The organism is Mucilaginibacter sp. CSA2-8R (assembly GCF_038806765.1).
GTDB lineage: Bacteria > Bacteroidota > Bacteroidia > Sphingobacteriales > Sphingobacteriaceae > Mucilaginibacter.
The window spans coordinates 2,204,930-2,225,716 of sequence record NZ_CP152389.1 but is presented as its reverse complement, the minus strand read 5'-3'; the positions used below and the strand labels follow the sequence as shown (position 1 = coordinate 2,225,716).

General features: G+C 42.8%; 18 protein-coding genes. 12 read left to right on the top strand and 6 right to left on the bottom strand.

Annotation, left to right across the window (positions count from 1 at the left end; all coding sequences use genetic code 11):
- Window positions 1-49: 49 nt before the first annotated feature.
- The 6 genes from AAGR14_RS09360 to AAGR14_RS09335 all read right to left on the bottom strand — a co-directional run bounded on the left by AAGR14_RS09360 (window position 50) and on the right by AAGR14_RS09335 (window position 7,086).
- Window positions 50-1,207 carry a PepSY-associated TM helix domain-containing protein gene (locus AAGR14_RS09360; protein ID WP_342648325.1) on the bottom strand — a complete coding sequence of 386 codons (1,158 nt, stop codon included), beginning with the start codon at window positions 1,205-1,207 and terminating at the stop codon, window positions 50-52.
- Window positions 1,208-1,219: 12 nt separating this feature from the next.
- Complete coding sequence (locus tag AAGR14_RS09355) at window positions 1,220-3,697, bottom strand: TonB-dependent receptor (protein ID WP_342648324.1); 2,478 nt, start codon at window positions 3,695-3,697, stop codon at window positions 1,220-1,222.
- A 199-nt stretch (window positions 3,698-3,896) separates the two neighbouring features.
- Complete coding sequence (gene prmA / locus AAGR14_RS09350; RefSeq protein WP_342648323.1) at window positions 3,897-4,736, bottom strand: 50S ribosomal protein L11 methyltransferase; 840 nt, start codon at window positions 4,734-4,736, stop codon at window positions 3,897-3,899.
- A 78-nt stretch (window positions 4,737-4,814) separates the two neighbouring features.
- On the bottom strand, window positions 4,815-5,579 hold the full coding sequence (gene tpiA, locus AAGR14_RS09345) for a triose-phosphate isomerase (protein WP_342648322.1): 765 nt from the start codon (window positions 5,577-5,579) through the stop codon (window positions 4,815-4,817).
- A gap of 11 nt (window positions 5,580-5,590) precedes the next feature.
- A complete protein-coding gene (locus AAGR14_RS09340) occupies window positions 5,591-6,772 on the bottom strand; it encodes a putative sugar nucleotidyl transferase (protein WP_342648321.1) in 1,182 nt (393 codons plus the stop codon).
- Window positions 6,773-6,837: 65 nt separating this feature from the next.
- Entirely contained in the window at window positions 6,838-7,086 is a 249-nt protein-coding gene (locus tag AAGR14_RS09335; RefSeq protein WP_342648320.1) for a type B 50S ribosomal protein L31, read from the bottom strand.
- A 280-nt stretch (window positions 7,087-7,366) separates the two neighbouring features.
- Between AAGR14_RS09335 and AAGR14_RS09330 the strand changes: the two genes are divergently transcribed.
- The 12 genes from AAGR14_RS09330 (at window position 7,367) to lysS (ending at window position 20,643) form a co-directional block, all read left to right on the top strand.
- Window positions 7,367-8,017, top strand: coding sequence for a hypothetical protein (locus tag AAGR14_RS09330; RefSeq protein ID WP_342648319.1), 651 nt, complete (start codon window positions 7,367-7,369; stop codon window positions 8,015-8,017).
- Between the two features lie 111 nt (window positions 8,018-8,128).
- Entirely contained in the window at window positions 8,129-10,456 is a 2,328-nt protein-coding gene (locus AAGR14_RS09325; protein ID WP_342648318.1) for an ATP-binding protein, read from the top strand.
- A gap of 249 nt (window positions 10,457-10,705) precedes the next feature.
- The gene (locus tag AAGR14_RS09320) at window positions 10,706-11,080 is read left to right on the top strand and encodes a hypothetical protein (RefSeq protein WP_342648317.1); all 375 of its coding nucleotides are present in this window, start codon (window positions 10,706-10,708) and stop codon (window positions 11,078-11,080) included.
- Window positions 11,081-11,330: 250 nt separating this feature from the next.
- Window positions 11,331-12,542 carry an IscS subfamily cysteine desulfurase gene (locus AAGR14_RS09315; RefSeq protein ID WP_342648316.1) on the top strand — a complete coding sequence of 404 codons (1,212 nt, stop codon included), beginning with the start codon at window positions 11,331-11,333 and terminating at the stop codon, window positions 12,540-12,542.
- 179 nt (window positions 12,543-12,721) lie between these two features.
- Window positions 12,722-13,135, top strand: coding sequence for a Fe-S cluster assembly scaffold IscU (iscU, locus tag AAGR14_RS09310; protein ID WP_342648315.1), 414 nt, complete (start codon window positions 12,722-12,724; stop codon window positions 13,133-13,135).
- Window positions 13,136-13,260: 125 nt separating this feature from the next.
- A complete protein-coding gene (locus AAGR14_RS09305; protein ID WP_342648314.1) occupies window positions 13,261-13,587 on the top strand; it encodes an iron-sulfur cluster assembly accessory protein in 327 nt (108 codons plus the stop codon).
- Between the two features lie 950 nt (window positions 13,588-14,537).
- Window positions 14,538-14,786 carry a hypothetical protein gene (locus tag AAGR14_RS09300; protein WP_342648313.1) on the top strand — a complete coding sequence of 83 codons (249 nt, stop codon included), beginning with the start codon at window positions 14,538-14,540 and terminating at the stop codon, window positions 14,784-14,786.
- Between the two features lie 185 nt (window positions 14,787-14,971).
- A complete protein-coding gene (locus AAGR14_RS09295; protein ID WP_342648312.1) occupies window positions 14,972-16,885 on the top strand; it encodes a long-chain fatty acid--CoA ligase in 1,914 nt (637 codons plus the stop codon).
- Window positions 16,886-16,894: 9 nt separating this feature from the next.
- A complete protein-coding gene (locus AAGR14_RS09290; RefSeq protein ID WP_342648311.1) occupies window positions 16,895-17,257 on the top strand; it encodes a hypothetical protein in 363 nt (120 codons plus the stop codon).
- A gap of 3 nt (window positions 17,258-17,260) precedes the next feature.
- Window positions 17,261-17,854, top strand: coding sequence for a Crp/Fnr family transcriptional regulator (locus tag AAGR14_RS09285; RefSeq protein WP_342648310.1), 594 nt, complete (start codon window positions 17,261-17,263; stop codon window positions 17,852-17,854).
- A gap of 71 nt (window positions 17,855-17,925) precedes the next feature.
- Window positions 17,926-18,753, top strand: coding sequence for a sterol desaturase family protein (locus AAGR14_RS09280; protein ID WP_342648309.1), 828 nt, complete (start codon window positions 17,926-17,928; stop codon window positions 18,751-18,753).
- A 165-nt stretch (window positions 18,754-18,918) separates the two neighbouring features.
- Window positions 18,919-20,643: a lysine--tRNA ligase gene (gene lysS, locus AAGR14_RS09275; RefSeq protein WP_342648308.1), complete on the top strand. Its 1,725-nt coding sequence runs from the start codon at window positions 18,919-18,921 to the stop codon at window positions 20,641-20,643.
- Window positions 20,644-20,787 lie beyond the last annotated feature (144 nt).

The window sequence follows — 20,787 nt, the reverse complement described above, 5'->3', positions numbered from 1 at the left end:
ACAGCTTTTTAAATGGTAGACCAACGTCGCGTCTACAAGTACATAAACTTCACCCGTTTGAATATTGGGTAACAAATGCACGCTTACGGCGCTTAACAGGCTTTTTCTTGTTACGCTTGCCATACCAGATAATGAAACCCGTGATAGGTAAACTTGCACAAATAAGGCTTGCTAAAAAAGCAATAATCTTACCTGGCAAGCCGGCAATCTGCCCAACATGTATATCATAATTAGCATTATTCAGCTTTAAGCCTACACTTTTCTCGTTATCTAATAAATGATAGATCAACTTACCGGTATGTTTATCAAACACGTAAAAATCGTTAGTGGTATAATGCAATGATTTAGCGTAAGCAATACCACGAACCGTACCTGCAGCTCCCGCCTCTTCATAAATAAGGTACATATTGGCGCCAGGCGAGCTTTTTGCTGTCACATTATAAATGTAGTCGTAAAAGGGCTGGGCAAGTTTAGTTCCTCTGTGCAGCGAATCTGATTTTAAGCTTTCCATTTGCGCTTCGCGGGCATAGTGCTTGCCGAGATTGCCTGCCTTATATATACCTTGCTCCACCCATTTAAAACTCATGGATAAACCGGTGATTGCCAAAACCAGCGCAATGCCAGTAGCGTAAAAACCCAGCACATTATGCAAATCATAGTTTACTCGGCGCCATCGGCCGTTCCACTTAATAGTGAAACTACGCTTGCGGTCTGTTTTGCGCTTAGGCCACCACAATATAATGCCTGTAACCATTAGCATCACAAATATGAGAACGGATACACCCACCACTACACGGCCAATATTAGGTGGCATCAGCAGGTATAAATGTATGTATTCTACAATAATAAAAAAGTTGCTTTGCATCAACTCCTCATGTAAAAAAGCACCGGTATACGGATTTAAGAAAACACTATGGTAACCCTCTTTATCAGTTACACCAATCTGCGCCGGACGATTAGCTCCAAGGTAGGCTACGGCTGACACTGTACCTTTGGGCAGGTGCCTTAAAGCCTGCACCTGTAATGCTGACGGCTTAAGCATAGCAACATTTTGTACAGCCACATGCCGGTAATCATGTAGAGCATCCTGTATCTCATCCTGAAAGCAAAATAAACATCCGGTTATACTTACTATAATTACCACCAGCCCGGATACAAATCCGAGCCAGCGGTGGGTAAAGAGTAAAGCTTTTTTAAAAGCACTCATACGCAGTAATTTTTAAAACTTATAGGCAGCACTTAACACAAACTGACGCAGGTTTTGCGGGTTAATAGTAGTGTAGCCAGTATAATAATGTTTATTGCCCACGTTATTGGCATTTAAGCTTATACGATATTTAGCTACATCGTAAAATAAGTTAGCGTTTAGTACAGTGTATGATGGCAGCGAAAAAGTACCCTGGCTTACGCTGTTGATAACTTTATTTTCGCTGGCATAATTTCCGCCCAAACCCGCACCCAAGCCTTTTATAGCCGTTTTAGGTAAGCGATAGCTGATGTAAAAGTTGGCCAGGTAAGGTGAGCCGGCGGTGTTAGGACGCAGACCCTGCACATCGGCATTGGCTTTGGAAAACTTTGAGTCGTTGTATGAAAATCCGGCTACTATATTTAAACCCGCAAAGGGGTTGGCTACTACATCAGCTTCAAATCCTTTACTTAATTGGGTTCCGTCCTGTACACTGGCATTAGGGGCGGTAGTGCCGATAGCGTTACGCAATACATTAGTTAATTTAATACGATAGTAACTCACCGTACCATTCAGCTTACCGTTAAACAACGCCATTTTAACGCCACCCTCTAACTGGTTAGCATTTTGTATCTCGGCTCTTACCGATTGCCCTGCAGCGTTAGTATAATAGCCTGGATTGGTAAAACCGTTCTGGTAATTGGCAAACAGCGAAAACTGCTCTTTAATTGGCTGGTAAACTAAGCCAAACTTAGGCGAAAATGCAGTTTGGCTATACTCTTTTGAGCCGGTTGATAGTGTACCATCATATTGGTAATTATTACCGTTGCGGAAATGATCGACCCGAATACCGGCCGAAGCGAGCAATTGCTCAGTGATATTAATTACATCAGAAATGTAAGCACTATAAGTGTTCCTTTTGTAAATATAAGGATAGACATCAGCATTGCTAAACTGCTTTGGTGTCAGCTGATACTGGACTGCCCGGTTGGCACTGCCATAATCAAAAGTCGAACTACTAATAGGCGCTACCCCATAAAAATTACCATAAAATACTTGATTAGAGTTAACATGCTGATAATCTAACCCTACTACAAAACGGTTACGTAACTGACCGATATTAAAATCACCGTTGATGTTTTCCTGAACCTGCATTACGTTGTTTTTGCTATTCAGGGTTGATTGGTCATAACGTAATATATAATTACGGCCTGCTGGCGTTGCTGCAGACGCACCTAAAGCTGTAGCATCAGTTACTAAATAAAAATACGGACTGGCACCGTTAGAAAAACTATTTGACGAGCTGAAAATGGTTTGTGACGTAATCTTATCAGAGATTTTATAGTTTGCCTGCGCAAAATAGTTAACGCTACGTGACCGTTGTGTAATATCTTCGTTTATGTAAGCTTGATTATAGTCGATATTTAGGTCACTTACTTTGCTTATGCCCAATGCCTTTGGAGAGTCATAAAAGAAAAAGAAGGGGCGCATAGATGAGCTACGGCCAAAGAACATCTCTGACTCTAACAAGAATGATAGTTTTTCGCTTGCTTTGATAGATAAACTTGGCGCCAGGGCAATATTACTTGCCTGCCCATAGTTTTGAAAACTGTTGTTAAAATTATAAGCAGCGTTTAAGCGGAATAGCACATTTTCATTTGCGGTAACCGGTGTATTCACGTCAATTGCAGTACGGCTCAAACTAAATTTACCGAATCCATAGTTATAACCGCCAACACTTTGCGATACCTCCCCGCCAAAAGCTTCATAAGGCTTTTTAGTAACCCGGTTAACCAAACCACCAAATGATGGTAATGCACTACCATATAAAGTACCAGACGGGCCTTTTATAACTTCTACCTTGTCGGTGTTAACTACTTCAACCGTATTGGTAACCAAACCTGCTACACCATTGCGTAGGCTGCTTTGTACTACAAAACCGCGCAAGGTAAAATATGAGCCGCCATCACCTCCACGGCCAGTGGCATCCCATAGCTTTTGTATACCCGACGAATTTCTTAACGCATCATCTACCGAAAATACCTGCTGCTCTTTAAGTAGCTCGTTGGTAATTGTGGTATAAGACTGAGCGTTCTCGAGCGGAGATAACGGAATTTTGGCAGCATCATTACTAACTTTAGGTGTAAAACGAGTGCTTCCTCCGTTTACATTTACTTCTTTAAGCTGGGCATTGCCCGTATTGATAGTGAGCGCAGGTAAGCGTAAAGTTTTAGAGGACGTTACGGTAACAGCCGATTCGGTACTTTGTACCCCCACTTGAGAAACTACTAAATTATACGAACCTGCTGGCGCACGTAAAGTGTACTCGCCATTATTGTTGGTGATGGTGCCGTAACGGGTACCTTGCAAACGCACCGAAACGTTCTCGGCAGGTTTACGGTCGGACGTAATAACCTTGCCTTGTATAGTCCCCCTGCTTTGTGCATAAGTTTGTGCAAATACAGCAAGGATAAAGAACGGAATTAAAAGTGAGCGGAAAAGTGATTTCATTTATTTAGACTGATTATAAACTTTGGCAAAAGTAAAAATCAATCTTAAAAACCGAAATTTATTTTTAATTATTCTAAATAAACTTATAAAATCTTAATAAGTTGATAAGCAAATCGGCATTTATAAAAAAAGCACCAATGGTGTTTAAACCATTAGTGCTTCTATAGGTGTAACAGACTAGGCTGTTAAAGTAAACTGGTTAAGCCTTCACAAATTTTGCAGCAACCCAGTGATTGCTCACTTTGTGACTGATGTAATTAAGGCTGTGCTTGGCAGCTTCTTCTTTAATGATGGCCAGATCAGGCGTTTCATAAAAACCACTAAAAAATATCTCTCCTTCAAATTTTAACACTTCGGCATACTTCGGCATCTGGTCTATCAAAATGTTACGATTGATATTAGCGAGTATCACATCAAAATCTTCATCAGGAATTGCTTCTTTAGAGCCACAGATTATTTGAACACCATTAACCTTGTTAAGCTCCGTATTTTCAAAAGTACTTTTATAGCACAAAATATCGTAATCAATAGCGGTAAGTTTACCGGCGCCTAATTTGGATGCTAGTATAGCCAATATGCCTGTACCACAACCCATGTCGAGCACATTTTTACCTCGCAAATCAGTTTCCAGCATACTGGCCATCATCAGGCAGGTAGTATCATGGTGCCCGGTGCCAAACGCCATTTTAGGATCAATTACAATTTCGTACGGAAAACCGGCCTTCGGCTCATGAAAGGTGGCCCGCACGTAAATTTGATCGCCCACTTGTATGGGGTTAAAATTACTTTCCCATACCTCGTTCCAGTTTTTTTGCGGAATCAGATTGACCTCATACGAGAAGCTGAACATATCATTATAATCGCTTAATCGCTCATCTACCAAGGCTTTGTTAAATTTTTCGGACGGTATGTATGCTTTAAAGCCAAAGTCGGCTTCTTCAAACGTATCAAAGCCCAAACCGGCCAATTCATCAATCAGCAAATCTTGATGATAATCTTCCGCACTCATCACGGTAAAAAGCAATTCGTAATAGTTCATAATTTTTGTTACGAGTTTAGTGTGGCCGGTTACCTGTAAACACTGGCAACACGCAACAGACCACCAGCCACAATAAAATTAATTAAACACTTTAACAATATCCAAAAAGTCGCGTGATTTGAGGGACGCACCGCCAATCAGACCACCGTCAATATCCGGTTGAGCAAACAACTCAGGCGCATTTTTAGGATTGGCACTACCCCCGTATAAAATGGTGGTATTGTCGGCCACTTCTTGCGTATAGTTATTGGCAACCTGCTCACGGATGAAAGCATGGATTTCCTGCGCCTGCTCAGCAGTTGCAGTTTTGCCTGTACCAATAGCCCAAACCGGCTCATAAGCTAACACTGTCTGGCTAAACTCTTCGGTCGAAAGGTGAAAAACGCCTTCTTGCAACTGCGTTTTAATCACGTCAAAATGCTGCTCAGCTTCGCGCTCGTCTAACGTTTCTCCAATACAAAAAATTGGTTTTAGACCGTTCTTCAGTGCTACATCGGTTTTAACTGCTAACAGCTTATTATCTTCGCCAAAGTACTGGCGGCGCTCAGAGTGGCCTAATATTACGTAAGCTGCACCGGTTGACTTTACCATTTTAGCAGAAGTTTCGCCGGTATAAGCGCCTGCCTCATGATCGTTAATGTTTTGGGCGCCAACTGCTACCTTATCATGTCCTTTGGCCAGTTGAGCCAGACTGTATAAATGAATAAACGGCGAACAAACAACGGCTTGCTGCTGCCCGGTTACCTCGTCTTTCACCATGTTTACAATTTCAGAAAACAGGGACAAGCCTTCGTTATAATCCAGGTTCATTTTCCAGTTGCCGGCAACTATTTTTTTTCTCATGATCTGCTTTTTTAAAATACTCTGTATGGTTGGGTTAAATTAAATATATCGGTAAGTAACCGGCGTTCTATGTCGTCCAGTTCTAAATTACGCCGTTCGTACACCAGCTTTACGGTTTCAAACATTTTTTCGAGGCTGTAAATCTCAAAGCCTTGCGCACCTCCCCAAGCAAAATCGGGTATAAAGTTTCGCGGGAAACCACCGCCAAACACGTTAGCACTTACGCCCACAACGGTACCGGTGTTAAACATGGTATTGATGCCACACTTAGAGTGATCGGCCATGATAAGACCGCAAAATTGCAAGCCGGTTTTGCGGAAGTGCCGGGTAGTGTAATCCCAAAGTTTTACCTCGGCATAATTGTTTTTAAGGTTAGAATTGTTGGAGTCGGCACCAATGTTACACCACTCTCCTAACACCGAGTTGCCCAAGTAACCTTCGTGCCCTTTGGCAGAATGCCCCCAGATAACGGCATTATTGATTTCACCGCCTACCCTGCTCTTGGGGCCAATGGTGGTAGCACCATATATTTTGGCGCCCATCTTAATCTGAGAGTCGTGGCAAAGTGCCAGTCCGCCTCTAATGTGCGTGCCCTCCCATACCTCCGTACGCGGTCCGAGGTATATTGGTCCGTTAGTGGTATTAAAAGTAGAACACTCGGCTACAGCATCTTCTTCGGCAAAAAAATCAGAGCCGATAATGGTATTGGTGCTGCTGATGTTAGCACTGCTGCGCCCTTTGGTAAGCAAGGCAAAATCGCGCCGAAGTTCTGTATCGTTCTTTTTAAAAATATGGTCGGGATACCGGATGCTGATGTATGGCAGATTGTAGAGTGTCTGATCATCAAACTTTTGCTCGGGCGTAAATGCAGCGGCCTCCGTTTGGTTCAACTTTACTGCTATTAAACAGTCGGCACTGTAAAGCGCCTGGCCGGAACGCAAGCGATCAATGGCTTCGAGCAAATCCGCATCAGGACAAACACAGCCATTGATAAACAGGTTTTGCTCCTGCAACTGTACCGGAAACTTAGCTTGCAGGTATGGCTGGGTGAGATACGAATAGCCGGTTTGCAGGTGCTTGGCCCATTTTTCGGCAATGGTAAGTATGCCTAAGCGCAGGTTGGCTACCGGGCGGGTAAAAGTTAACGGGCGTAAAGTGTAATGTGCGGTATCGTCAAACAATATAACAGCCATGGGCCAAAAATAAAAAAGTCCGGGCTGTTTAATGGCCCAGACTTATAATTATTTTGTAACAGCAATTACTTTTTAGCGTAACGGCTGCGGAATTTATCAATACGTCCTGCAGTATCTACCAGTTTCATTTTACCGGTGTAGAATGGATGCGAGGTGTGCGAAATCTCTAATTTAACCAACGGATATTCGTTACCGTCTTCCCACTGTACGGTTTCGCGAGTATCGATGCATGATTTAGTGATAAAAGAGTAGTCGTTAGACATGTCTTTAAAAACAACTAATCTATAGTTTGAGGGATGCAGGTCTTTTTTCATGTTGTGTACTTTCCTTTCAAAAGAGGCGCAAATATACTAATTTGGTTCTAAAAATAAAAACTTTTTTCGGTTAATTTTTTATCTGAATTTATGTTCAGAACAGGCGCGGTAAAGGCGATACAAATATATAACCTTCCGTGTCGAAAAACAGCTAATGGTGCGCCATTATGTTAAGGGATGTTAAATAATAAACCCGGTAGGCCTTGTTGAGGTATCTTAGTTGAGGTGATATAAAAGTAAAGTACATTTTATTAGCCTGACCTAAAACTATATAAACATCATGATTAAAGCACTCCGTTTCATCCTGCTTACGCTGTACCTGCTGCTTGGTAGCGGACGCAGTTATGCTGTTAGCTTACCTACACTTGCCGACTCGCTCAACGTACCTGTTGCGGCCGAAATGTCTGAAATGCTGCAAACCTACCGCATCAACAAAAATATTTATGATTTGCTGGTGAGTCGTTACGGGAAGCGTTCGGCGGTGGTGACCGCGCTGCAAAAACAATTTGCTGCCGATGATTCGGTTACGCTCATCAAAATACTCTCTATTGTAAATACCTGGGGATGGAAAGGTGCCGCGCATTATGGTGAGGCAGCGCCTTGGGTACTCATTATTACGTTTATGCATGCGGATATTACCGTTCAGAAAAAATATTTTGCTTTTTTAGAACGTGCCGCTAAGCAAGGACTACTGCCACCCTATGGGTTTGCTATTATTGCCGACCGCATAGCCTTACAAGAAACCGGGTACCAAATTTATGGAACCCAAATGAGGCTAACCCGGGGCTTAGTAAAACAATATGAGCCTTTGCCCATCATCAACCCCGACGAGTTGAACAACCGCCTCGGTACCCTGGGGCTTACCAGTTATGACCACTACCTGCTACACTATACACCCGCCATGCTCGAGCCTTACTGCCTTTGTTATTAACACCTTAAAAAACATAAAACTATTTTTCGACCTTAAGCGTCTTTACGAATATTTCAATCAAAGGTATACCTGCATTTTTACATACCTTTACCAGATATTATCTTAAAAGCCGTGTCAAATTTATCTGTTCCGCTGCCCGATAACGAAATTGCCCGCCAGGATGCATTACTTTCCTACCAAATTTTAGATACAGCATCCGAAAAAGATTTCGATGACATTGCCGAGTTGGCTTCCGCAATTTGCCAAACGCCTATTGCTTTAGTGGGTTTTTTAGATGATAAACGACATTGGTTTAAAGCAAAAAAGGGCACTGAGCTATCGGAGTCGGGCAAAGATATTTCATTTTGTGCCCACGCAATAGCCTCAACACAACCTATTATGTTGGTTGAAGATACACGGCAAGACCAGCGCTTTAAACAAAACCCCATTGTAACCGGTATGGGAATAGCTTTCTATGCCGGAGTGCCGCTTGTTAATAATCAAGGATTTTCGTTGGGCACACTCTGTGTATTTGATGTGGAATCCCGTAAGCTTAGCGATAGCCAGCAGATGGCTTTGCAGTTGTTGGGCAGACAGGTGATAGACAAACTCGAGTTACGCAAAAAAGTAATTGAACTTGAAACCGCCAACCAACGCATTGTGCAGCTTAACCAGGATCTCGAAAGCCGGAAGGAAGACCTTCAAACCGCCAATGAAGAAACTGCCGTAGTAAATGAGGAACTACGCACCAGCAATGAAGAGTTGTTAGCTATAAACAATGAACTTACCACGCTGAACGAAGAAATGTTGTCGATGAATGAAGAGCTCCGCAATTCATACGACGAACAGGAATACCTCAATAATCAATTAAAAGCAAGCGAATTTACTTTAAAAGCAGCATTTGAGCAGGCAAAGCTGGCTAAACAGGCGGCCCAGTTAGGTTTATTTGATTTAGACGTAGTTAATGATAAATTGGTTTGGGATGAGCGCTGCAAAGAGCTCTTTGGCGTAAGCGCCAACCAGCACGTAACCTACACTACCGATTTTGTGCAAGGCCTGCACCCCGACGACCGTGAGCATACGCTGCAAGCCGTTAGCAACGCTTATAACCAAACCCTTACCGGCGGCCGTTATGATGTGGAGTACCGTACTGTCGGAGTTGATGATGGCCGCATCAGGCACGTGCGGGCAATTGGACAGGTGTTTTTTAATGATTTACGTGTACCGCAACGCTTTATAGGGAGTGTAATGGATATTACCGATACCGTGGCAGCGCGCGAAGAACTGTTAAACAAGGAAGCTGACCTGCAGCAAATTAATGAAGAACTGGCCACCTCTAACGAAGAACTTATATCGACCAACGAGGAACTGCAAAGCACCAATGAGCAATTAATGCAGGTGCAGCAACAACTGCAAGAAAACGAGGCACAGCTGCGCCTTATAACCGATAATATGGCGCAGCTGGCCTGGATGGCCGATGCCAGCGGTACTGCTTACTGGTTTAACGAACGCTGGTATCAATACACCGGTGATATCCAAGTCGACACTAAAAGTAATAGTTGGCAAAATTTGCTGCACCCTGATTATGCGCCACAAATAATCAAAAAATATAACCAATACATCAGCCATGGCGATACATGGGAAGACACCTTCCCGCTGTTAGGGGCCAATGGACAATACCGCTGGTTTTTGTCGCGTTCGGTACCCTACCGCAACGCTGCCGGCTTTATTGAAAAATGGTTTGGCACCTGTACCGATGTAACCGAGCAGCGGCGCGACGACCAGCGTAAAAATGACTTTATCAGCATGGTGAGCCATGAGTTAAAAACGCCGCTCACTTCCACTATTGGCTATATACAGGTTTCGCGCAGCCGCGCGGCTAAAAATGGAGACGAGTTGATGGCAGGACTCATGAATAAAGCTGCCAAGCAGTTAGCCAAAATGACTACTATGATTAACGGCTTTCTGAACGTTTCGAGGCTTGAGTCGGGCAAGATTCACATCAACAAGCAAAAGTTTGACATGGCTGCTCTATTGCAAGAAGTTGAAGAAGAAACATTAACCACCATTAATAGCCATCGAATTATTTTTACCCCCGCCAGTTCTGTATGGCTCTCGGCTGATAGAGACAAGATCGGTCAGGTGATTAATAATTATATCAGCAATGCAGCTAAGTACTCACCTGCAGGCACTACAATTAAAATAGATTATATACTGGAAAGCAACAAACTGCGCCTGAGCGTAAAAGATGAGGGGATAGGTATACCGTCCGAAGAGCAAGGCCAATTGTTTGAACGCTATTACCGCGTAAAGGGCCAGCAAACCAAAGACATCGCCGGTTTTGGAATTGGTCTCTATCTTTGCCGCGAAATTATTGAACACCACAAAGGTGAAGTGGGCGTAAGCAGCGAAGTGGGCGAAGGAAGCACATTTTGGTTTACCATCGCAGTGAGCGAATAATCAGGCAACCTGATTTGTGTGATATTTATCGTTAAATATTAAAGGCAGTGATGTAGTCGTTTTTTTGTAGTACCTTTTTAGAATAAAGATCATGCCAAAATCGCTTATAACATTTACATGCATTTGCATTCCCAAGTTGCAGAAATATTTCCCCAATTAATTTAAGATTATTTAAACAATTAATTTATTTTTGCGTAACATATACGATAACCAATCGTATAAGCTGTTTATAACTTATTCGCAGACCACATGGATTTTTTGCTTAAATGGCGCTTTTTTAGAGACGATCAGCATCTTACAAGCTTATTTAACGGTTCGTTATCGTCAAAGAAAGAGCTGATTGATATGACGAGATGTGACATTAACGATGCGGCCTGCACAGTTACTGTGCCAAAAAACCTTTGGGAAAAGCAAAATAACGATAAGCGCACGGAATGGTGTAAAGAGTTATTAACTAACTGGTTTCGTAAAAACGGACAGCCTTATTCGGAAAATCAGAAATTAGTTGTATTGGCTATTGTGGGATTATTGCCTCAAAAAATTGCTGAATACTCTATCAAAGACGGTTTTAACTCAAACGCCGAAAATTTGATGGGCGTTTACTACCAATACTACCAGGCTTAGTCGCTTTATTTCATCTAAAATTGTCACCGTTAAATTTTGGAGTTACCGACGGCTCCGGTTATTGCTCTTTTTGAGTTTCTTTAAATTATAAAGCCTCACTGTTGCAACGGTACTTTGCCAATACAATATTGCAGCAGTCCTTTCGTCCTTTTTGCTCATCCTAAAATGGCAAAAACATGACGTACTCTATCTCTTTAGTATAACTTAACTATAAAAGAATACTTATCTTTGTATTATTAATACAACGGATATGAACCTTCCTATATATTTAGACAACAATGCCACCACCCCAATGGATCCTCGGGTGCTGGAAGCTATGCTGCCGTACTTTACGCAAAAGTTTGGTAATGCAGCCAGCCGCAACCACCACTTTGGATGGGTAGCCGAAGAGGGTGTTGATTACGCTCGCGAGCAGGTGGCTAAGCTGATTGGTGCAAGCGAAAAAGAGATTATCTTCACTTCGGGTGCTACTGAGTCAGACAACCTTGCTATTAAGGGTGTGTTCGAGATGTATAAAGATAAGGGTAACCACATTATCACTGCAGTTACCGAACATAAAGCTGTTTTAGATGCCTGTAAACACGTAGAGAAATTAGGTGGTAAGGTTACTTACCTGGCAGTTAAAGAAGACGGTTTGGTCGATCTAGCCGAGCTGGAAGCAGCTATGACACCTGAAACTATACTGATCTCTATTATGTATGGCAACAACGAAATTGGTGTTGTACAACCGGTTAGGCAAATTGCAGATATTGCACACAAACACGGCGCATTGTTTATGACTGATGCAACCCAAGCGGTAGGTAAAATTTCGGTTGATGTTAACCGTGATGGTATTGATCTGCTGGCTTTATCGGCTCACAAAATGTATGGCCCCAAAGGTGTAGGTGCTTTGTATGTACGCCGTAAAGGACCACGTGTTAAAGTTACTGCCCAGATGGACGGTGGCGGCCACGAACGCGGTATGCGCTCAGGAACCTTAAACGTACCGGGCATTGTAGGTTTAGGTAAAGCCTGCGAAATTGCTTATAACGAAATGGATAGCGAAGCTGCCCGTTTATCTGCCCTGCGCGATAAGTTGCAGAATGAACTGACTAAACTTGAAGAGAGCTATGTAAACGGTAATCAGGAACACCGCTTACCACATACCGCTAACATTTCTTTCAAGTATGTTGAAGGCGAAGGTTTGATGATGGCTATGAAAGATTTAGCTGTATCGTCAGGCTCGGCTTGTACTTCGGCTTCTTTAGAGCCATCGTACGTGCTGAAAAGCTTAGGCTTGTCTGATGACCTTGCACATTCTTCTATCCGTTTTGGCTTAGGCCGTTTCACTACCGAAGAAGAAGTGGATTATGCCATCGAGGTTACCCGTAAGGCCGTTACTCACCTGCGCGAACTTTCGCCACTGTGGGAAATGTTTAAAGAAGGTATTGACCTCAACTCTATTGAGTGGGCAGAACATTAATTGATTTACGGATTTGCAGATATGCAAATGTGCAAATGAGTTAATTAACAATTATGAATGTGCCGATTTAGATATAATTTGGCACAGATTTAGAAATATAAATAACATACATCAGAAACTGAATTCTGTAAATTCTTAAATTCATCAAATTCTGATCAAAAACATAAATATTTAAAGCTATGGCTTATTCAGATAAAGTAATTGACCATTACACTAACCCACGTAACGTGGGTACGCTCGACAAGAGCAGCCACAAAGTAGGTACCGGTTTAGTTGGTGCACCCGAGTGTGGTGACGTAATGCGTCTGCAAATTGAGGTTGACGACAACAACGTTATCACCGATGCTAAATTTAAAACCTTCGGTTGCGGTTCTGCTATCGCTTCTTCATCTTTAGCTACTGAGTGGTTAAAAGGTAAATCTATCGATGATGCTATGGCGATTGACAATATGGATATTGTTGAGGAGCTGGCTCTGCCACCGGTAAAAATTCACTGTTCAGTATTAGCCGAAGATGCGATCAAAGCTGCCATTAACGATTACCGCGTTAAAAACGGCCTGGCTCCCATCGAATCAGAAAAATCACACCATTAATTTGGGAGAGTCAAGAATATAGGATCATGAGGTAAGACGTATGCGCTTTTTTTAAAGTCTCTTAAACCATTTCTCTTGATATACATCTGTATTCTTGATTCTTAACTCTATATTCTAAAAATAACATGGTAACCGTAACAGATAAAGCTAAAAGCAAAATTGATCACCTGATGCAGGATGCCGGGCTGGATGCCTCGTATTTTTTACGGGTTTCGGTGCAGGGCGGTGGCTGTTCGGGTTTATCATACAACCTCGACTTCGATAACGAGGAAAAAAAAGGCGATCAGTTTTTTGAAGACAAAGGCGTACGTATGGCCCTGGATATGAAATCTTTTTTATACCTGGCCGGTACCGAGCTCGACTTTTCGGACGGACTGAACGGCAAAGGTTTCAATTTTGCTAACCCTAATGCCAGCCGCACTTGCGGTTGTGGCGAAAGCTTCTCGGTGTAAAGGGGATTTGATAGAATTTTGGAAAGGCACTCTGATTGGGGTGCCTTTTTTGTTTGTATCTTGACCAGCCTACTATTTGAAATGCCGAAATTCTTACTTGTTATGTTCATAGTATTTACAGCTAATGTAACTATAGCTCAAAATTCGATGAAACCGATAAGACATTTAACTGCCAATTCGTTAGGCATTGCTTTAGTCAAAGAGCGGCAACTAACGCTTAAAATAAAATTGCTTTTTCCTTGAAGAATAAAGTGAGAGCTCATGAAACTCTGTACAATCTTCAGCTAACAACACGCTCACCTATGGGAGCAATTACATATTTTACTGGAGGAATTTTGATCGAAAATGGTTGGATCAGGATATTAGGTTCGGGCAGTGAAAGATCGAAAAGATCCATTGTATTATGAATCAAAGAAAGATACTTCTACGAATTGGAGAATACTCCCAATATTTATTAGTAGTCGATGATGTTGTGAAAGGATTATATGCCATTAACTCAGGTGGATTGGGAACAGATATAGGCAAGATATATTTCTTTGTCTCTTAATCGTTAGCATGGGAAGCGTTCGATTTAATCTACTCCGACTTTCTTGATTTTTCTTTCAACGGTGATGTCAAAGGGTTTTACAAAAACCTCCATTGTAAAGGGTATGAAGAAGATGATCTTTAATACGACAGGCGATCAAGCCTTTTCATTCATACACTTTCTGCAAACAAAAGAAGGAAAAGACATTAATAAGGTTTTAAAAAGGCCTGTTCCTATAGAGGGAATGTATACGTTAAATAAGGACTTCAAAAAATCATCAATCATTAATATGATAATCTGCTCTCACTCCCAAAAAAAAATCCGACCAAAATACTTCTTGACATTAAACTTTTGTTTTCAGAATTAGTAAGCAACAATCATCATAATCGCTAACTTCAATATTCGAGCTTAATCCTTAAACATCATGAATACCGATCTTTACACCAAAATCATCCTTACCATCGTTGCCATTGTCTTAACCGCTAATTTAATTAAAGGCAGCATCACTCCCGCCATGGCCGATACCAAACGTTATTTATCTGTACCGCTTAATACAGATGGCAGCCTCAATGTCAACATCATGAAAACAAATTACCCTTTGGAAGTGAACATTAGAGACATTAGTTACCAAGTATTTAACCGTGTAGAACCGTTGCAAGTCAAGATAAAATAATTCTTTCTTGCATACAATCGATACTAGGCTTCGTATTTCAGATGACATAAGCTAGTTAAACACTCATCACCAAACAAAAGCAAATCACCATTGTAGCTATTTTACAAGGGCGTAGAACCTGGTATTGTATATGTTAAATACTTGCCCTAAGTTTGTTTTTATTATAAGCCAAACATTTAACCTTGATGAACTCCGTTCAAAAGCCTACTACCGTTCCTGCCTTAATTCGCCATATTGTTGCTCATATTCACCCGGATACGCATCCGTTTTTAACGCACAAGGTTAAGGATACCTGGGTTGACATCTCCTACCGCGAGGCTATCGAAAACATAGATGCCATATCGGCCTGGTTTCTGCACCTGGGTATTAAAAAAGGCGACCGCATTGGTTTGGTGATTGAAAATGGCCCGGAGTATATTTATTTTGACCAGGCGTTGCAGCAAATCGGCGCCATTAATACATCCATCTACCCTACCCTTACCGAGGCCGAAACCGAATACATCTTGAATGATTCTGGCGTAAGAGTTTTGCTGGTGGGTAATCCATTTTTGTTGCGCAAAGTAGTTAAAGTGGCTAACAGTTGCCCCGTGCTCATGCGCATTATCCCGGCTTTCGATGAATTTGAAAAGTATACTGAAAAAGCCAATCTTAACGCTGGTGTGATTAGCCTGGCCGATGTGATACAGCAAGGCCAGCCGTTGGTTAAGCAATATAACCAAACTATTAACATTGCCCGCGAGGCTATCTTACCTTCAGATTTGTCGTGCCTTATTTACACCTCGGGTACCACCGGTACACCTAAAGGCGTTATGCTGATGCACAGCAACTTTGTACAAACGGTTTGGGGCGGCCTTAACCAGATATCGATTGTAGACAAAGATGACGTGTTTCTGTCGTTTTTGCCGTTGTCGCACGTATTTGAGCGGGCGGCTACCTATTATATCTGTATGGGTGCCGGTGCTCGTATTGCTTTTTCGCAAAGCCTGGAACTATTGGCTAAAAACATGACCGAGGTGCGGCCTACCATTATGAATTGCGTACCCCGCTTGTTAGAGCGCATTCACGACAAGGCCATGAAAAACGGTGCCACCGCCGGAGGCATGAAAACCAAGATTTTTTATTGGGCATTTGAAGTAGGTGCCAAATACCGCACAGCTCGTGAAAGCGGCAAAAAGCCGGGTTTGATTTTGCGCAACCAACAAAAACTGGCCGACAAGCTGGTGTTCAGCAAAATTAAAGAAAAAACCGGCGGCCGTTTAAAATTCCTGATTTCGGGCGGGGGAGCGTTGCCTAAAAACGTAGGTGAATTTTTCGGCAATGTGGGCATCCCGGTGCTGGAGGGCTATGGCCTAACCGAAACTACCGGTCCGGTTTGCGTAACCGAATTTGACCGCCAGGTATACGGTACAGCCGGGCGCATTCTGCCGGGTTCTGAATTTGGTATTCAGGATGTGGAAACCGGTAAAATTTATACTGTGCAAACCCACCAGTCTATGGATCCGCAGTTTACCTCTCCTGAGGGCGAAATCCTGATTAAGGGCGTAGCCGTGATGAAGGGTTACTGGAACAAACCCGAAGAAACTAAGGCAGCCATTGATACCAACGGCTGGTTTCATAGCGGCGATATTGGCCGGTTTTATAAAGGCTACGTGCAAATTACTGACCGCTTAAAAAACATGCTGGTGAATGCTTACGGTAAAAATATATATCCAACCCCGGTAGAAAACACTTACCTCAAGAGCCCTAAAATAGAGCAGATATTTTTAGTCGGCGACCGCCGCGAGTATGTTACTGCCATTATTGTACCGCCTAAAGAGCTGCTGCAGGAAACCTTCGGCTTTAAAGAAACCTGGTTTGAACAACCCGAACCTTTTGTAGATGAAAAGCAGGTGACCGACTGGTTGGCACAAGATATCCGCAAGCTCAGCAATGAGCTGGCTAAGTTTGAGCGTATCAAAAACTTCAAAATTAAACGCAACCCGTTCAGCATGGAAGAAGGCGAAATGACCGTTACCCTGAAAGCCAAGCGTAAAGTGATTGAAAAGAAATATGCTCAAGCCATTGACGACATGTACATGCAGGAAGTGGACGCAGATTAGTTTTTATTTATGCCTTGGTCACCAATAACCTATTTAAATTTACAAAATGAAATTCGAGAAGCTGAAAAAGAGCTTTCGAGTAATTTATCAACCTTTTGGAATTTTATACGTATTGAACCTGAAAAATGGAATGAGGAAGGATATGGAGAAGAGGGTAATGGTTTTTGGGTAGTAGCAATTATGGGAAAACAGGTTATTTGGTATAATGATATAGAGGATGGTTTTAACGTATCGCTTTACTTTAAATACGGCGTTATTGAAGAATACGCTTGTAATCAACTTCCTTTAAATATAGTTCTTCTGCAGCTATGGAACAGGGGATCTAATACTATATTTGGCTTTCAACCCGGAACCCCAACGTCTTTAAAATAGACAATGCTCAGTCCCGACGATATTCAATTTTACCTCGGCATATTTAAAGGCTTAAGCCTTGCCGATTTGTATGAGCTGTTTAAAATGGCCCAGGTAAAACGCATACCCGCCGGAGGTGTTTATATTGAACAGGGCGCAACGTCCAAAAAGCTGGGCTTTATACGCAAAGGGCTCATTAGGGCATACCGCATTAAAGACAACGGCGACGATGTAACGCTGATGCTGCGCTGGGAAAATCAGTTTATCGCTTCGCACGATACGGTAATTTTAAACCAGCCATCGCGTTTTACCTATCAGGCGCTTGAAGATATTACCCTTATGGAACTGGACTACGGCCGGATGGAAAACATATTAGATAATAACCCAAAGTTATCATCTTACCGCAACGTCATCTTGCTGCGTATGCTGTCGGAAGCACTGGAGCGTATGGAATCATTCGTGCTGCTCACCCCCGAAGAGAGATACCTGCATCTGCTAACCGAAAAGCCTAACATCTTTAACCGGGTGCCCAATAAATACCTGGCCACCCTGTTGGGCATTACTCCCGTATCGTTAAGCCGCATCCGTAAGCGAATCAGCCAAACGCCTAAACGTTAATTATCTTTTGTTAACTGCTGCAGGGCGCAGCTTGCTTTAAATTTGTATCAACAGATTTACCAAGAAGCGTTATGCAAGAGACATCAACTATCCTGTTTAAACATTTTAGTTTATCGGCCATCCGTTACTTTGTATTGGCGGGTATACCATTCCTATTATTTTATAAACTGTTTAATACCTGGTTTAACAAAAATAAAATTCAGAACCGCCGGGCCAACGTAAAAGACTTCGTCCGCGAGATTGGGCATTCGCTGCAAACCACCCTAGTATTTGCCATTATAGGTTATCTAGCCCTGCACAGCCCGATTAAAAACTATACCCGGTTATACACTAATATTAACGAATTCCCCGGTTGGTGGATTTGGGTGAGCTTAATCATCAGCCTCATCATCCATGATACTTACTTTTACTGGATGCACCGCCTGCTGCACCACAAAAAACTGTTTAAGCTGGCACATCTAGTGCATCATCAGTCTACCAACCCATCGCCCTGGGCTTCCTATTCTTTTCATTTTTTAGAAGCCTGGACAGAGGGTGCCGTGCTGTTTGTAATTATATTCCTCATCCCAGTCCATCCGCTTACCGTCATCCTGTTTACTATTATAGGCTTCATAATCAATGTTTACGGACATTTAGGTTATGAGATAGCGCCTAAGCAGCTGCGAAATAGCGTTCTATTTGAGGTTTTGAACACCTCGGTACATCACAACGTTCACCATAGCAAATTTAAGGGAAACTACGGCCTGTACTTCAGGGTTTGGGACCGGCTGATGGGTACCGAGCATCCCGACTATGTTAAAGAGTATGACCGCATACAGCAACAGCGATTTGGGAAACCGAGCGTACAGGTAGTTAATAACAGGAATGAAACGGTTAGTGTAAATAAAAAGGCCGCTTAATTAATTTTAATAGGAATTAGTTGTAATTACACCCCACGCCCAAACTTATCAGCCATTTAACGGTTGAAAACTGACAGTTGCAGCGTTGACCTAATAAATTACAATAACGCCGCAACTTACACACAAACCCCTATCTTTGCCCGTTTCAATAATACCGTTATCATTATGAGTATTGCAGCTTTATCTGAGCAGGAAATTTTACGTCGCGAGTCGCTACAGCAATTGCGTGCATTGGGTATCAATCCCTATCCTGCCGAGGCCTACCCGGTTAATGCCTGGGCCCATGACATTAACACTAACTTTAATAACAACCCCGAGCAATATAAGGAGGTTACCCTGGCCGGCCGTATCATGACGCGCCGTATCATGGGCAGCGCTTCGTTTGCCGAATTGCAAGATACTACCGGCCGCGTGCAGATCTACATTAAACGCGACGATATTTGCCCCGGTGAGGATAAGACTTTATATAACACCGTTTTTAAAAAATTGCTGGACATTGGCGATTATGTAGGCGTTAAAGGCTACGTGTTTTTAACGCAAACCGGCGAAGTTTCGGTACACGTGCAGGAACTACAGGTGCTGGCCAAATCATTAAAACCACTGCCCATTGTTAAACGCGACGATGATGGCAACGTTTACGATGGCTTTACCGACCCGGAACTACGCTACCGTCAGCGTTATGTAGATTTAACGGTTAACCCCGAATACAAACAAATTTTCATCAACCGCTCTAAAGTTATTGGCACCATGCGTAATTACTTTAATGAGCAAAGCTGGATGGAAGTAGAAACGCCTATTTTGCAAGCCATACATGGCGGTGCGGCTGCTCGTCCGTTTAATACCCACCACAACACGTTGGATATGCCGCTTTACCTGCGCATTGCCAACGAGCTGTATTTAAAGCGCTTAATTGTAGCCGGTTTTGATGGCGTTTACGAGTTTGGTAAAATGTTCCGGAATGAGGGCATGGACCGCACCCACAACCCGGAGTTTACCGCCATGGAAATTTATGTAGCCTATAAAGACTACGTTTGGATGATGGCCATGGTTGAGGAATGTCTTGAAAAGGTAGCCCAGGCCGTACACGGCAACCCGGTAGTTAAAGTTGGCGAGCACGAAATTAACTTTGCCGGCCCGTACTTAAAACTATCGATGTATGACTCTATACAGAAATACACAGGCATTGATGTGTCAATGATGGACGAGGCCCAACTGCGCCAAACCTGTAGCGATTTAGCCATTGACGTAGATGCCTCTATGGGTAAAGGCAAACTGATTGATGAGATTTTTAGCGCTAAGGTAGAAGCTCACCTGATACAACCTACCTACATCACCGACTACCCTATCGAGATGACGCCACTCGCCAAAAAACACCGCAGCAAAGACGGTTTGGTTGAGCGTTTTGAACTGTTTGTAAATGGCAAGGAAATAGCCAACGCTTACAGCGAGCTGAACGACCCGATTGACCAGCGCGAGCGTTTTGAAGAGCAATTGGTGTTGGCCGGCCGCGGCGACGATGAAGCCATGGCGATGGACGACGACTTTTTGCGTGCCTTGGAATACGGCATGCCGCCAACCTCGGGCCTGGGTATAGGTATCGACCGTTTGGTGATGCTGATGACCAACCAAAGCACCATCCAGGAAGTTTTATTTTTCCCCCAGATGCGCCCCGAAAAGAAAGCAAAAATGAGTACGCCAGACGATTTTGAAAAAATCGGAGTGCCGGCCGAATGGGTTATCGTTATAAACCAGATGGGCTTTAAAACTGTTGAAGAGTTGAAGGCAGCTAACCCTAACAAAGTATTTAATGACTTAGGTGGTATGCGTAAAAAATTAAAGTTAGACATCACCGTACCTACTAAGGAAAGTGTAATGGCTTGGTTTGAATAAGCCATTTTCTTAGATAATCTTTTTTACTAAAACCGCCTTGTTAAAACAGGGCGGTTTTTTTATGACTAACGACGCGTAGTCTTTTTTTGCTAATCACCAATACGAGGCATGACGGAGGCACACCAGCGAGCTACCCTTTTTAAT